The following is a 15,396-nucleotide window of genomic DNA, read 5'->3' as shown; positions in this document are numbered from 1 at the left end:
AAATGATGAAAAAAATAATAGTACTAGTGGTCTTGTTCATCGCTAGTTTTTCCCAAGCCCAAATCACTAAAAATTTAGGTGATTTTGATTCGGTAAAAGTATTTGATAAGTTGACCGTAAAATTAATTCCTTCCGAAGAACGAAAGGTTGTCATTACAGGTTCAAGGGCATCAGAGGTGGAAGTAATAAACAGTAATGGTGTTCTTAAATTACGTATGCCTTTCCCAAAATTATTAGCTGGGAATGATATTAAAATTGTATTGTATTTTAAAAAATTGGAAAGTATTGATGGTAGTGAAGGAAGCTACATTTCGTGTGATTTTCCATTTAAACAAACAACTTTATCATTGAATACCAAAGAAGGTGCTCAAATAAAAGTAGAATTAGCCGTTGAAAAAGCGGTTTTAAGAGCTGTTTCAGGCGGAATAATAGAGGTTAGTGGAAGTACAAAAAGCCAATCAGTGATTATTGCTTCGGGTGGTATTTTAGAAGGGAAAGAGTTATTAAGCGAACAAAGCACTATAAACGTTTCTGCAGGAGGAAAAGCTGAAATACATGCTACAACCTTAGTGGATGCAAAAGTGAAAGCTGGAGGCTCTATTTACATTTATGGTAAACCCAAACAAATCAATCAAGAAACCATACTTGGTGGAACTATAATTGAAAAGTAACTTGAACTAGGCTTTTACCTATTCACTATTCACTAATTACTATTCACTAATTACTATTCACTATTAAATGATTAATGATATTTTAGCTGGAATTCCTTGGGGAATTTTTTTAAGTTTTATGATTGGCCCAGTATTCTTTATTTTACTAGAAACTAGTATTAGTAAAGGATTTAGAGCCGCAATGGTATTTGATTTAGGTGTTATATTTGGTGATATCGTATTTATTTCTATTGCTTATTTAGGGAGTTATCGTTTAATTACAAGTCTCAAAGATGAACCTTCCTTGTTTATTTTTGGAGGAATAGTGATGTTGGTTTATGGAATAATTTCTTTTATCAAATTACGAAATACAGAGAAATCTCCTGAAGAAATTCTTGAAGATGAGATCCTTAAGAAAAATTATGGCAGTCTATTTGTTAAAGGCTTTTTTCTCAATATCATCAATATTGGAGTGTTAGGTTTTTGGTTAGCCGTTATTATTTCTGTAGGTCCAAAAATGGATATGGAAACTTCAAGAATGATGACTTTTTTCACATCGGTTATTCTTTCTTATTTGTTAATTGATTGTATTAAAATTGTTTTGGCTAAAAAATTAAAATCAAAAATGACGCCTACCAATATTCATAAAATTAAAAAAGGAATTGCAGTCGTTTTAATGGTTTTTGGAATTGTTTTAATTACCCAAGGTGTCTTTCCTGGAGAAAAACAAATGGTAAAAAATGCCTTAGAAAAGATAGAGTAGGAGCCATTTCTATTCAAAAAAAAGATAAAGCTTCTGAATTTCAGAAGCTTTTTTTGTTTAATACTACACATTATTTAGTATTCTTAACTATCATATTTTTAAAATAATGAATCACTATTCAGGTGTTTTTTTTGACATTAATTACCTTCAACTTTAGTTGGAGAAACGAAATTTGAAAGTTTTAAAGGCTTTAGCTAAAATTTGTTGCTTTTATTTGGCTAAAGCCAATGCAATCAATCCCCATCATAACTCCAGCTAAAGCTGGAGGCAATTGAAAGTAAGATAAGCTGAGTAGTTACAATAATGAAAAAAAAGAGATACATTTATGCCTCTTTTTTGAGGCATCGTCCGGATTCGAACCTTTTCTTTATCTAATTTTTTCTAAAAATTTACCATTAAAAAAAACTCCAATTTTCTTTGAAAGTATTAAAGTCATCGTCCGGATTCGAACCTTTTCTTTATCTAATTTTTCTTAAAAATTAACCATAAAAAAAACGGCCAAGTTTCCTTGAAGGTTTCAGAGTTATCGTCCGGATTCGAACCTTTCTTTATCTAATTTTTATTAAAAATTTACCAAAAAAAAACCTCCAAGTTTCCTTGAAGGTTTCAGAGGCATCGTCCGGATTCGAACCGGAGTAGGAGCTTTTGCAGAGCCCAGCCTAGCCGCTCGGCCACGACGCCATTGTTTAAACGGATTGCAAATGTAATACAAAAATTCCAAAAAGCAAATTTCAAATTCCAAATAAAAAGAGATTGTTTTTTATTTTACACTTTATTTATTCACGTGTTTTACTCATAATAATGGTAACCGCTTCAACATCACCACCAATAGGAGGATTTATTTTTGAAACTTCTACTTCAATTTTAGTGATAGTAGGCGCTTCATTCATAGCACGAACCAAGATTCTATGGGCTACATGTTCTAATAATTCAGATCTTATAGCCATTTCTTCCACCACAATTCGGTTCAATAATACATAATCTACAGTATCATTTAATTGATCTGATAGTGAAGAAATAGATAAATCACATTCAATTTCTAAATTCACTAGATAATCTGAACCGATTTTTGCTTCTTCAAGTAAGCATCCGTGGTTAGAATATGTACGAATATTTTTTAGTTTAATTTTCCCCATTTTACTATTTCTAAATAATTAATTATTGTGCATAAAAGTACAAATTGTTTTGCTTTTTTGAGGGTTTTACTAAATAAAGAAGCCCTTTTCACTTAGATTCCTCAACAATTTTGATAACTTTGCTTTTCAAATTACTATATAATGGCATTAGAAGAAAAATCACTTCATTTTATTGAACAAATCATAGAAGATAGTATTGCTACTGGTTTTCCAAAAGAGCAATTGCGTTTTCGTTTTCCACCTGAACCTAATGGGTATTTACACATTGGTCATGCCAAATCCATTTGTCTTAATTTTGGATTAGGTTTGAAGTATAATGCCCCTGTAAACCTTCGATTTGATGATACTAATCCTGCCAAAGAAGAGCAAGAATACGTGGATGCTATCAAAGAAGATGTAAAATGGTTAGGTTTTAATTGGTCGGAAGAATTATATTCTTCGGATTATTTTCAGCAATTGTATGATTGGGCTATTCTTTTGATTAAAAAAGGAAAAGCTTATGTTGATAGCCAAACTTCAGAAGACATGGCGGCTCAAAAAGGAACGCCTACACAACCTGGTGTTGATGGACCTTATAGAAATCGTACTATTGAGGAAAATCTTCAGTTATTTGAAGGCATGAAAAATGGTGATTTTCCGGAAGGAAGTCATGTTTTAAGAGCTAAAATAGATATGGCTTCTACTAATATGTTGATGCGTGATCCATTGATGTATAGAATCTTACATCGTCATCATCATCGTACTGGAAATGATTGGAATATTTACCCGATGTATGATTATGCTCATGGGGAAAGCGACTATTTGGAACAAATTTCTCACTCTATTTGTACTTTGGAATTTGTAATGCATCGTGAATTGTATGACTGGTTTTTGGATCAAATTTATGATAGCAATAAAGTTAGACCACATCAATATGAATTTGCTCGTTTGAACTTGAATTATACCGTTATGAGCAAACGAAAATTATTACAATTGGTTCAAGATAAAGTGGTTAATGGGTGGGATGATCCAAGAATGCCTACTATTTCTGGTTTACGTAGAAGAGGGTATACCGCTGCTTCTATTCGTAAATTTTGTGATACTATTGGTGTTGCTAAGCGTGAAAACATCATTGATATTTCTTTATTGGACTTCTGTTTACGAGAAGATTTGAATAAAAAAGCACCTAGAGTTATGGCTGTTTTGGATCCTGTGAAATTGGTTATTACCAATTATCCAGAAGACAAAGTAGAGTGGTTAGACGCCGAAAATAATCAAGAAGATGAAGCTGCTGGTTTTAGAAAAGTTCCTTTCTCTCGTGAATTATACATTGAAAAAGAAGATTTTCTTGAAGTGGCTCCAGCCAAATTCTTCAGATTAAGCATTGGTAATGAAGTACGTTTAAAAAATGGTTATATTATTAAGGGTGAGTCTGTTGTAAAGAATTCTGACGGTTCGATCAAAGAAATTCATGTTACTTATGACACGGATTCTTTGAGTGGAAGTGGGAGTGAAGCCAGCAAACGTAAAGTAGCTGGAACGCTTCATTGGGTTGCTATTAATCACGCTATTGAAGCAGAAGTTCGTTTGTATGATCGTTTATTTACCGATGAAGCACCTGATAGTCATAAAGAGAAAAGTTTCTTGGAGTTTGTAAATCCATCTTCTTTGCAAATTGTAACTGGTTTTGTAGAACCAAGTTTACAAGATGCGGTTTCTGGTACGCATTATCAATTCCAAAGATTGGGTTATTTTTCTGTTGACAAAGATACAACGGATTCAAAATTAGTATTTAACAAAACGGTTGGTTTGAAAGACGCTTGGGAGGAGAAAGACAAGAAAGAAGCGAATCTTTTGATGAATACTCAAAAAGAAATCAATAAATACGTTAAAGAAAAAGATGCAAACCTAGCTTCAGCTTTATTAACTTCAATTGTTGGTAATATCGAAAGTATCGACAATTATAGTTTATTGACGCAAACGGTTAGTAAGAATATTAAAAATGATAATAATGCTTTATTGTTTTCAAATTTAATTCTGAAATATTCTGATAAAATTTCATTTAAAGATATTGCTAACGATTCTTTACAAAAATTATATACAATGTCTTTAAAAAGTCAATCTACTTTAGTTCGTGAGATTGTCATTGAAAATATAAAAAATGATGTTATTCATTTAGATCAATTTCAAACTTTGATTTAATTTTTTCATCATCAATTTTTCTTATCAAAAGCATCCTTTATCGGGATGCTTTCTTATTATTAATATTTTCTATTATTTTATGTGGAATAATTAATTTTTATTATTAAAAATGACTTTCATAAATTGATTTTAAGACATTTTTTTTATTTCTTCGACTCAATTTACATCTTTTAAATTTTATTTAAAAAAAAAGCTTTATTTTAATTTTTACTCCCTTTTTTAATAGTTTATCACGTTGTTAACTTTGTTTTGTTAATAAAGTAGTATCTTTATAATTAATAACACTAATTTTTAAGTATCATGGCAAGTAACACTGGAAATACCATTTTGGCTCTTATAACCGGAGCCGCTATCGGAGCAGGAATTGGAATTTTATTCGCTCCTGATAAAGGATCCAATACAAGAAAGAAAATTAGAAAAGGAGTAGAGGATGCTTCTGAGAATTTAAATGAAAAATTTTATGATGCTTCTGACAAATTGGTTGAGAGACTTTATTTGACTAAAGACGAGTTAGAACAGGGTTTAGAAAATTTTGTTGCCACCACTAGTCACAAAACAGAGGATGTTATTACTTTTCTAGAAGAAAAATTAGCGGCTCTAAAAGTTAAAAATGCTAAATTTCAAAAATAGGTAACCATGCCATTAGAGGATTTAAAAGAAAAAACAGAAGATATTCAAGACCAATTGCAACGTTATATAGAAAGTAACGTCGCTTATTATAAACTTTGGGGTTTTAAAGTGGCCATGAAATCAACGACTATGATTTTAAAGTTTTCTTTAATAGCACTCTGTTTTTCTATGGTATTATTGTTTTGTTCTGTTGCAGCTGCTCTTGCTATTGGTACTTTTTTGAATAGTAATGCCTTAGGGTTTTTGTCAGTGGGTGCCATTTATCTTGTACTTACGCTTTGTTTATTTATGGTTAAAAATAAAATTGTAGAGGGTCCCATTTTAGAAAAATTCTCAGAAATATTTTTTAACGACTAACTTATGGAAAACAAAAAATATGCTTCCTATGCAGAGATTGATCGGGATTTGGTAATTCTTAAATTAGAAAAGGAAATTCATTACCAAAAGCTCATTCTAAGCTTTCAAAAAACCAAGGAAAGTTTTGAACCCAAAAATATTATTGATAGTTATTTAGGTTCTTTTAAGCAGACCATTTCAAATAACTATGTGCAGATTATTCAATCAGCTATTCCTTATGTAATTGGTTGGTTTATTAATAGAAAAAGAGGCTGTTAAGCCTCTTTTTTATTACTCGTTTTCTGCTGTTTCTTCCGTAGTTTGGGATTCTTGTCTGGTGTTTTTACTTTCGTTTTTGGGTTTTTTACGTTCTGTTTTTTTCATCATTTCTCCAACTTGATTGGAAGCGGAGAAGGAGGCGACCATGTTATTCAGCATATCACTTCCTGCTTGAGGAGAATTAGGTAGTAATATTAAGTTAGAATTGGTATCAGCTCCAATGGCTTGTAGCGTATCATAATGCTGAGTTACTACTATCAGTGCTGATGCTTCTTGTGAATTGATCCCCACTTTGTTTAACACATCTACACTTTCTACTAAACCTCTTGCAATTTCTCTTCTCTGATCAGCGATACCTTGTCCTTGTAATCGTTTACTTTCTGCCTCTGCTTTGGCTTTGGCTACAATTCTAATTCTTGAGGCTTCCGCTTCAAATTCGGCTACTGTTTTTTCTCTATCTGCCGCATTGATTCTATTCATGGCATTTTTTACCTGAATATCAGGATCGATATCTGTAACTAATGTATTGATTATGGTGTAACCATACGTTGTCATGGCTTCATTTAATTCTCTTTTGACTGCTATTGCGATGTCATCTTTTCGCTCAAATACATCATCTAATATCAATTTAGGTACTTCGGCTCGTACTACATCAAAAACGTAAGACGTAATTTGATCGTGGGGAAATTCTAATTTGTAAAAGGCATCATAAACTGTTTCTTTTACCACCATAAATTGTACAGATACTTTTAGTTTTACAAAAACATTATCCTTCGTTTTAGTTTCGATAATTACATCTAATTGTTGAATTTTTAAATTAACACGTCCTGCAATTCTATCTATTAATGGTATTTTCAGGTGCAATCCTGATTGTCTGATGCTGTGAAACCTTCCAAAACGCTCTATTATTAAACTTGTCTGTTGTTTTACTGTAAAAAAGGAAGACAGTAAAATAAACAGTCCGATGACTAAAAATACTACAAATGCAATGTCCATAATTGTTATTTATTGAAGTTATTATTTTTGAATTGTTCTAAAGGTACAAAAAAAAGCTCCCCGTTTGGAGAGCTTATTCTTAAAGTGCGTTGATGGCTTTTTCTATTCTTTGAATAGTGGTTTCTTTTCCAATGAGTTCAACAATATCAAATAGGTGTGGACCTTTGAGTGCACCAACTAAACTTAGTCGGAAAGGTTGCATAATTTTACCCATTCCAATCTCATTTTCTGTCATCCAATCTTTGACTGTTGCTTCAATAGTTGCAGAAGAAAAATCATTTATATTTTTTAAAACTTCCATTAATTTTTGCATTAATTTGGGAGTCTCTTCTTTCCAATTTTTTGTAGCTTTTTCATCATATGTAGTTGGATCTTCGAAAAAGTAGGAGCTGAGTTCCCAAAATTCTGAAACGAAATTAGCTCTTTCTTTGATTAAACCTACAATTCTACTTACATCATACTGTTCAACAGCAATTCCTTTCTCTACTAGGATAGGAGTGAAGCTGTTAGCTAATTCTGCATTATTTTTATGAATTAAATATTGGTGATTGAACCATTTATTTTTCTCTGGATCAAATTTTGCACCTGCTTTGTGTACTCGATTCAAATCAAATACTTTTGTCAATTCTTCCAAAGTAAAGAGTTCTTTTTCGGTTCCATCATTCCATCCTAACAAAGCTAAAAAGTTAAGGACTGCTTCTGGATAAAACCCTTTTTCTCTGTATCCTGATGAGATTCCTTCCTCGGTTTTCCATTCTAAAGGAAATACAGGAAAGCCCATTTTATCTCCATCGCGTTTCGATAATTTACCATTTCCAATTGGTTTTAGAATTAATGGTAAGTGTGCAAACTCTGGAGCTTCCCATCCAAATGCACGATACAACAATACATGTAGTGGCATCGAAGGCAACCATTCTTCTCCACGAATCACATGTGAGGTTTCCATTAAATGATCGTCTACAATATTAGCTAGATGATAGGTTGGCATGCCATCACTTTTGAATAATACTTTATCATCTAATAAATTGGTTTCAAATTTTATGGCACCTCGAATGATATCTTTTAGATGTAATGTTTCATCTACAGGTGTTTTAAAACGGATTACATAAGGATCGCCATTTGCTATTTTTGCTTTCGTTTCTTCCGCGCTCAAACTAATTGAATTATTTAATGTAGTTCGAACCGAATGATTATAAATAAAAGTTTTGCCTTCTTTTTCTAAGTCATTACGCAAGGAATCTAATGCTTCTGCGCTATCAAATGCATAATAAGCATGGCCTGACTCAATTAATTCTTGAGCATAATTTTCATAGATGTGTTGTCTTTCGCTTTGCTTATAGGGACCAAATTTTTCATTTTTTCCTTTGGTCTCATCAGGTGCAATGCCTAACCATTCTAAGGCTTCTAGTATATATTCTTCGGCGCCTGGCACAAATCTATTTTGATCGGTATCTTCAATGCGCAAATAGAAAGTTCCATTGTTTTTTTTGGCAAATAAATAATTAAATAGGGCCGTTCTTACACCTCCTATATGTAATGGTCCTGTTGGACTTGGTGCAAAACGCACGCGTACTGGTTTTGACATGTTACTATTTTTTTACAAATATACGATTTTACCAATCTTTTTAATTTGAGTTTGTTAATTCGTATGCTCTCTGTTACTTTTTTCTACTTTCTTTCGTAGAAAATAGTATTTTTATAGGTTATATCTTTAATGCTATATATTTTGAAGTCGACAGGTATCATATATCAAAAATTAGAAGCTTTTATTAAAAAGTTTTATGCCAATGAGTTATTGAGAGGTGCATTGCTTTTCATTGGATTTGGCTTGTTGTATTTCCTTTTTACCCTATTTATAGAGTATTTTTTATGGTTACAACCCTCAGCGCGCACTTTTTTATTTTGGTCTTTTATTCTTGTCGAATGTTATTTACTTTTTCGTTTCATTGCATTTCCAATAATCAAACTGTTTAAATTACAAAAAGGAATTTCTTATGAAGAAGCATCTTCAATTATAGGGAATCATTTTCCAGAAGTCAATGATAAATTACTCAATTTTCTGCAACTTTCAGAAAGTAGGGAAGAATCCTCGGAATTACTATTGGCGTCCATTGAACAGAAATCAAATACTTTGGCACCTATTCCTTTTGGTAAAGCGATAAATTTTAATTCGAATAAAAGATATTTACCTATTGCTTTTATTCCTTTAGTGTTTCTTTTATTGTTTTTTGTATCTGGAAATAGTACTATTATTTCGCAAAGTTTTAATCGGGTAATCCATTATAAAGCCTCTTTTGTAAAACCTGCACCTTTTCAATTAATCATTCAAAATAGGCAGTTAACTGTACTTGAAAAGAATGATTTTATGTTACAAGTAAAAGCAGTTGGTACTGTTGTACCCGAGCAAGTTTCAGTTTTTATTGGGGATGAAAGTTATCTTATGGAGCAAATCAGTCCAGGTATTTTTCAGTATAAATTTGTGGCTCCTTCTAGTTCTTTTGTTTTTCATCTTGAGGCAAATACCGTAGTTTCATTCGATTTTGATTTGAAAGTTTTGCAAGTTCCTGCCATTGCTAATTTTCAAATGGAACTTATTTATCCTTCCTATTTAAAGCAAAGACCTCAAGTAATAAAAGGTAGTGGTAATGCCGTTATTCCAGAAGGGACTTTAGTTAAATGGCATATTTCAGGTCAAGCCATTCAATCCGTAGATTATAGTGTTGCATCTTCAACTAATAAGTTTGTAAATTCTGGAAGTTCTTTTGAATTCTCTAAAAATATTTATCAAAATACAGAATATCAGGTATTTACTTCTAATTTTTCGATAAAAAACTATGAAAAATTAAGTTATCGTCTCGAAGTAATCAAAGACCAGTATCCCTCCATTGATGTTATTCCGGCTCCTGATAGTTTGAAAGTTGAAAAGAGTTATTTTATAGGTAAAATTGCTGATGATTATGGTATTTCAAAATTGGAAATAGTCTATTATGAAAAAGGAAAACCCGCTACTGCCAAACGTGGAACAATTCCGATTAAATCTGGAGTTTTTGATCAATTTGTGTATTCTTTTCCCGACAACCTAGCTGTTTTGGAAAGTACAACGTATGAGTTTTATTTCGAAGTTTTTGATAACGATGCGCTACATCAATTGAAACATGCCCGTTCTGCTATTTTTTCTAATCATATTGCCAGTGCTTCTGAAAGGGAAGATGCTTTAATTCAAAAGCAAAATGCTACTTTAAATAGTTTAGAAAATACCTTAGATAAGCAATCGAAACAAATTTCAGATTTGGATAAGTTGAATGCTTCGGTAAAGCAAAAGAAGAATCTTGAATTTAAAGAGCAACAAAACATCGCTGATTTCATTAAAAAACAACAACAGCAAGATCAATTAATGAAATCTTTTTCTGAAAAAATTCAGCAAAATTTGAATCGTGACCCTTCTGATAAAAAAGACGGAGCTAAAGAAATTTTAGAAAAGCGATTGGATAAAGTAGTGGATGCGGTTGATAAAAATAAGGAGTTACTCGAGGAATTAAAGGAGTTAAATTCTAAATTAAATTCAGAGGAGCTTCAAGATAAATTATCACAATTTAAGCAAACTAGTAAAAATCAAGTAAAAACTTTAGAACAATTAGTCGAACTAACAAAGCGTTTTTATGTTGATAAAAAAGCCAATCAATTAGCTGATAAATTAGAGCAACTCTCCCAAAAGCAACAAAAGCTTGCGTTGGAAGAGAATCCTGCAAAGAGTAAATTACAAGAAAATATTAAAGAACAATTTCAAGATATTCAAGAACAACTACGTGATGTTATTAAAGAGAATGCTACTTTGAAATCACCTATTGATTTACCTGATACGAAAAATTTGGAACAAGATGTCAATAAAAATTTAAATGATTCTAAAGAAGAATTGTCTAAATCAAATATGTCTAAAGCTAGTAGTTCACAAAAGAAAGCTGCGCATAGCATGAAACAACTAGGAGCTAAAATTAAAGAAGCGATGGAGAGTGGTGAACGCGAACAATTAGAGGAAGACGTAAAAATGTTACGTCAAGTTTTAGATAATCTCTTGGCTTTTTCGAATGAGCAAGAGCAGGTAATGAAACAATTTCGTGTGGTTAAAATTGGTTCTTCCTCATTTAATAAATTTTTAAAAACCCAACAATCTCTCAAGAGCCAATTTAAGCATATTGATGATTCTTTATTTTCAATGTCGCTTCGTAATGAGAAAATTGCTGAAGATGTCACCAAAGAAATTGGTACTGTGCAGTACAATATTGATAATGCTATCGATAAATTAGGTAATGGAATTGTTTCAAAAGGTATCTCTCACCAACAATTTGTGATTGCTTCTTCCAACAAGCTGGCGGATATGCTAAGTGATTTTTTGCATAACATGCAAATGAATTTATCTGGTACAAGTCGTGGGAAACCAAAGCCAGGAAAGGGGGATGGTATGCAATTGCAAGATATAATTTCTAAACAAAAGGGATTGGGTGAAAAAATGAAAGATCAAATCAATGGTCAGGGTAAACCTAACGAAGGTGGTGCTAAATCGGGTGCTAAATCTTCAGGTAAAGAAGGTCCTGATGGGGAAGGGGACGCCAAAGCAGTTATGGAAATTTATCAGCAACAAAAGGAATTACGCGATGCCTTAGAGAACGAATTGCAAAAAAATGGTTTGAATGGTTCGGGGCAATCTGCTTTAGAGCAAATGAAACTAATAGAAAAGCAACTTTTAAACAAGGGTTTTAAAAATGAAGTGTTACAACGTGTTTTGAATCTTACCCAAGAATTATTGAAGTTAGACACTGCATTACAACAACAAGGTCAAGATAGTAATCGCAAGTCAGAAAGTAATTCAAAATCATTTTCTAATCCTTTAACGCCTTTACCAACCCCTTTGAAGCAATATATGAATAGTGTTGAGATATTAAATAGACAATCACTACCTTTGCACTCCAATTTTAACCAAAGAGTTAAGCAATATTTTAATACCAATGATTGATTTTAATTACGAGATTGATTTTACTTTGACAGATGAAACCTCATATGTTTCTTGGATTTCCAACACCATTCTTTCTGAAAATAAAGACGAGGGTGAGATCAATTATATTTTTTGTGATGACGAATATTTGCATAAAATTAATGTGGATTACTTGGATCATGATACCTTAACAGATATCATTAGTTTTGATTATACAGTTGGTAATGAAATCAACGGTGATATTTTTATTTCTATTGAACGTGTTAAAGAAAACGCTATTGATTTTGCCGTTTCTTTTGAAGAGGAATTGCGTAGAGTTATGATTCACGGCATTCTCCATTATTGTGGCTATAAAGATAAAACACCACAAGACGAAGTAGTAATGCGTCAGAAAGAAGATGAAAAAATGAAATTGTTTCACGTGAAACAATAAATATTCGCTTTTAGTTTCGTTCCACGTGGAACGAAATTTTTATTAATTTATTTATGTTCCACGTGAAACGTGTTTTGAAAGTTTCACGTGGAACACTTAACAAAAGAGTTTTCTTTTATAATTTTTTTACCATGTTTTTAGAAGAGTATGATGTAATTGTTGTTGGTGCTGGACATGCTGGTTCTGAAGCTGCGGCTGCGGCTGCAAATTTAGGATCTAAAACATTGTTAGTAACTATGAGTTTGCAAAACATTGCGCAGATGTCTTGTAATCCGGCAATGGGCGGAATTGCTAAAGGTCAAATCGTAAGAGAAATTGATGCTTTAGGCGGGTATTCTGGAATTGTTTCTGATAAGACCGCTATTCAATTCAAGATGTTGAATAAGTCTAAAGGACCCGCTATGTGGTCGCCGCGTGTTCAAAGTGATCGTATGCGTTTTGCTGAGGAATGGCGTATGATGTTAGAAGCTACTCCCAATTTAGATTTTTATCAAGAAATGGTGAGTGGTTTGATTCTTGAACAAGGAAAAATAAAAGGAATTAGAACTTCATTAGGAGTTGAAATTCGTGCCAAAGCCGTGGTGTTAACTAATGGTACTTTTTTGAATGGTTTGATTCATATTGGAGAAAAACAATTTGGAGGAGGAAGAGCAGGGGAGAGTGCGGCGTATGGAATTACCGAAGACTTGGTTAAGGTGGGTTTTCAATCCGGCAGAATGAAAACAGGAACGCCTCCTCGTGTGGATGGTCGTTCTTTGGATTACTCTAAAATGAACGAAGAAAAAGGTGATGCGCGTCCAGATAAGTTTTCTTATTCTGATGTAACAGTTCCTCTTGTTCATCAAAGGTCTTGTTTTATGACCTATACTTCAAATGAAGTGCACTCTATTTTGAGAGAAGGTTTTGATCGTTCTCCTATGTTTAATGGTCGTATCAAAAGTTTAGGCCCAAGATATTGTCCCTCTATAGAAGATAAAATTAATCGTTTCGCAGATAAAGAGCGCCATCAGTTATTTATTGAACCCGAAGGTTGGCATACTTGTGAAGTGTATGTAAATGGTTTTTCAACTTCTTTGCCTGAAGATATTCAATTTAAAGCCTTGCGTTCAGTTGCTGGTTTTGAAAAGGTAAAATTCTTCCGTCCGGGTTATGCAATCGAATATGATTATTTTCCTCCTACACAATTGAAACATACCTTGGAAACAAAATTAATTGACGGATTGTATTTTGCAGGGCAAATAAATGGTACGACTGGATATGAAGAGGCGGCTTCGCAAGGATTGATGGCAGGTATCAATGCACATTTAAAAGTCCATGAAAAAGCACCTTTAATATTAAAACGTGACGAGGCTTATATAGGAGTCTTGATTGATGATTTAATCACGAAAGGTACAGAAGAACCTTATCGTATGTTTACTTCACGTGCTGAGTATAGAACTTTACTTCGTCAAGATAATGCTGATTTTAGATTAACGCCGATGTCTTATGAAATTGGTCTTGCTTCAGAAGCTCGTTTGAGACGAATGGAATATAAATTGGAGGAATCCGAAAGAATGGTTTCTTTTTTCAAGGAAACGAGTATTACAGTTGCGGAGGCTAATCCTATTTTGGAATCAAAAGAAACGGCTTTAATTTCCCAAGGTGATAAATTATTTAAAATATTTTCTCGTCCACAAATTGACTTGCAAGATATGCTGCAGTTTGATAAAGTTAAGCAATATGTTCACGATCATAATTTAGATCAAGAAATACTAGAACAGGCCGAAATTCAAGTTAAATATTCGGGATATATAGAGAAGGAACGCAATAATGCCGATAAACTTTCTCGTTTAGAAGAAGTAAAGATTCCTGATAATTTTGATTATTCCAAAATAAAATCGATGTCAATTGAAGCAAGGCAAAAATTAGATAAAATTCGTCCTATTACTATTTCACAAGCTTCTCGTATTAGTGGTGTATCTCCAAGCGATATTTCGGTATTATTAATTTACATGGGGCGTTAAATTTATTTTACTTTTTTGAATGCTCCTTTTGTTCCACGTGAAACTAAATCTTATATTATTCAACTATTGCTCTATCTAAGAGCAATAGTTTTTTATTAAATTAACCTACTTATGACTATTGTATCAAAGCAACATTTTCTTACCGTAAAAGATTATTCGGTTTCCCAAGAGGTTTTCGACTTGTATCACGACGAAGCTTTGGATATGCTGATAACACATCCACAGCCTAGTTTAGAAAACTTAGGGAAATATTACGAAAGTGTAGATTATATTTCTCATACCGATTCGAAAAGAAGTTTATTTGAAAAAGCGTATCATTTTGTAAAAGGAATAGCTTTAAAAAATAAACTGCAATTAATTACTGCCGAACAACCTTCAAAAGGACAACTTTTGGATATTGGAGCTGGAACAGGAGATTTTTTGTTGGTAGCTCAAAATGATGGTTGGAAGACTATTGGAATTGAACCTAGTCAAAAGGCCAAAACCATTGCAGAAGGAAAAGGAATTTCTTTTGTAAATGATACGACCGAATTAGCTTCACAAAGTTTTGATTGTATCACGATGTGGCATGTGTTAGAACATGTTCCAGATTTAGATTTTCAACTAAAAGAATTGAAGCGTTTGCTAAAACCTGCTGGAACTTTAATTGTCGCGGTACCTAATTTTAAATCTTTTGATGCTAAGCATTATCAAAATTTTTGGGCAGCTTATGATGTGCCGATTCATTTTTGGCATTTTTCAAAACAATCGATACAAATGCTTTTTCAGAAAGAAAATATGGCACTAAAGAAAATCCTTCCGATGAAATTTGATTCTTTTTATGTGAGTTTATTATCCGAAAAATACAAAACAGGAAAAATGAATTTTGTAAAAGCTTTTTTTATCGGTTTACGCTCCAATTGGAAAGGAAGTCAAAATAAGGAGTATTCTTCACATATTTATGTGCTCAAAAACACTTAAAATTGATTTTAAGCCCTTTTAAGCGTTAATCTTAAGTAA

13 protein-coding genes and 1 tRNA gene are annotated in these 15,396 nt (G+C 32.5%); 10 read left to right on the top strand and 4 right to left on the bottom strand.

All coding sequences use genetic code 11. The features are described 5' to 3' along the window. Window positions 1-2: 2 nt before the first annotated feature. Together ACSVH7_RS02560 and ACSVH7_RS02555 are read left to right on the top strand one after the other, a co-directional pair. The gene (locus tag ACSVH7_RS02560) at window positions 3-671 is read left to right on the top strand and encodes a head GIN domain-containing protein (protein ID WP_438065125.1); all 669 of its coding nucleotides are present in this window, start codon (window positions 3-5) and stop codon (window positions 669-671) included. A gap of 67 nt (window positions 672-738) precedes the next feature. Further along, a complete protein-coding gene (locus tag ACSVH7_RS02555; RefSeq protein ID WP_438065124.1) occupies window positions 739-1,413 on the top strand; it encodes a LysE family translocator in 675 nt (224 codons plus the stop codon). A gap of 610 nt (window positions 1,414-2,023) precedes the next feature. Here the strand turns inward: ACSVH7_RS02555 and ACSVH7_RS02550 are convergent. After that, window positions 2,024-2,094 (bottom strand) — tRNA-Cys (locus ACSVH7_RS02550). A 95-nt stretch (window positions 2,095-2,189) separates the two neighbouring features. After that, window positions 2,190-2,549: a dihydroneopterin aldolase gene (gene folB / locus ACSVH7_RS02545; RefSeq protein ID WP_438065123.1), complete on the bottom strand. Its 360-nt coding sequence runs from the start codon at window positions 2,547-2,549 to the stop codon at window positions 2,190-2,192. A gap of 141 nt (window positions 2,550-2,690) precedes the next feature. Between folB and ACSVH7_RS02540 the strand changes: the two genes are divergently transcribed. The 4 genes from ACSVH7_RS02540 to ACSVH7_RS02525 all read left to right on the top strand — a co-directional run bounded on the left by ACSVH7_RS02540 (window position 2,691) and on the right by ACSVH7_RS02525 (window position 5,975). Beyond that, window positions 2,691-4,730 (top strand): glutamine--tRNA ligase/YqeY domain fusion protein, encoded by a 2,040-nt coding sequence (locus ACSVH7_RS02540; RefSeq protein ID WP_438065122.1) that lies wholly within the window; start codon window positions 2,691-2,693, stop codon window positions 4,728-4,730. A 300-nt stretch (window positions 4,731-5,030) separates the two neighbouring features. Further along, window positions 5,031-5,360, top strand: a complete 330-nt coding sequence (locus ACSVH7_RS02535) for a YtxH domain-containing protein (RefSeq protein ID WP_438065121.1) — start codon at window positions 5,031-5,033, stop codon at window positions 5,358-5,360. A gap of 6 nt (window positions 5,361-5,366) precedes the next feature. After that, the gene (locus ACSVH7_RS02530; protein WP_438065120.1) at window positions 5,367-5,717 is read left to right on the top strand and encodes a competence protein; all 351 of its coding nucleotides are present in this window, start codon (window positions 5,367-5,369) and stop codon (window positions 5,715-5,717) included. A 3-nt stretch (window positions 5,718-5,720) separates the two neighbouring features. Then, window positions 5,721-5,975, top strand: coding sequence for a DUF6327 family protein (locus ACSVH7_RS02525; protein ID WP_438065119.1), 255 nt, complete (start codon window positions 5,721-5,723; stop codon window positions 5,973-5,975). Window positions 5,976-5,987: 12 nt separating this feature from the next. Here the strand turns inward: ACSVH7_RS02525 and ACSVH7_RS02520 are convergent, their stop codons facing one another. Together ACSVH7_RS02520 and gltX are read right to left on the bottom strand one after the other, a co-directional pair. Then, window positions 5,988-6,971, bottom strand: coding sequence for an SPFH domain-containing protein (locus ACSVH7_RS02520; RefSeq protein ID WP_438065118.1), 984 nt, complete (start codon window positions 6,969-6,971; stop codon window positions 5,988-5,990). 79 nt (window positions 6,972-7,050) lie between these two features. After that, window positions 7,051-8,556: a glutamate--tRNA ligase gene (gene gltX / locus ACSVH7_RS02515; RefSeq protein WP_438065117.1), complete on the bottom strand. Its 1,506-nt coding sequence runs from the start codon at window positions 8,554-8,556 to the stop codon at window positions 7,051-7,053. Window positions 8,557-8,697: 141 nt separating this feature from the next. Here gltX and ACSVH7_RS02510 point away from each other — a divergent pair, with 141 nt between their 5' ends. The 4 genes from ACSVH7_RS02510 to ACSVH7_RS02495 all read left to right on the top strand — a co-directional run bounded on the left by ACSVH7_RS02510 (window position 8,698) and on the right by ACSVH7_RS02495 (window position 15,357). Beyond that, entirely contained in the window at window positions 8,698-11,982 is a 3,285-nt protein-coding gene (locus ACSVH7_RS02510) for a hypothetical protein (RefSeq protein ID WP_438065116.1), read from the top strand. After that, a complete protein-coding gene (gene ybeY, locus ACSVH7_RS02505) occupies window positions 11,975-12,394 on the top strand; it encodes an rRNA maturation RNase YbeY (RefSeq protein ID WP_438065115.1) in 420 nt (139 codons plus the stop codon). The genes ACSVH7_RS02510 and ybeY overlap by 8 nt, the downstream gene beginning before the upstream one ends. 131 nt (window positions 12,395-12,525) lie before the next feature. Beyond that, window positions 12,526-14,397: a tRNA uridine-5-carboxymethylaminomethyl(34) synthesis enzyme MnmG gene (gene mnmG, locus ACSVH7_RS02500; RefSeq protein ID WP_438065114.1), complete on the top strand. Its 1,872-nt coding sequence runs from the start codon at window positions 12,526-12,528 to the stop codon at window positions 14,395-14,397. A gap of 111 nt (window positions 14,398-14,508) precedes the next feature. Further along, on the top strand, window positions 14,509-15,357 hold the full coding sequence (locus tag ACSVH7_RS02495) for a class I SAM-dependent methyltransferase (protein WP_438065113.1): 849 nt from the start codon (window positions 14,509-14,511) through the stop codon (window positions 15,355-15,357). Window positions 15,358-15,396 lie beyond the last annotated feature (39 nt).

It is taken from the genome of Flavobacterium sp. TSSA_36, from assembly GCF_051547165.1.
In the GTDB taxonomy this organism is placed as follows: Bacteria; Bacteroidota; Bacteroidia; order Flavobacteriales; family Flavobacteriaceae; genus Flavobacterium.
The sequence above is the reverse complement of the archived record's forward strand: the minus strand, read 5'-3'. Positions and strand labels throughout refer to the sequence as shown.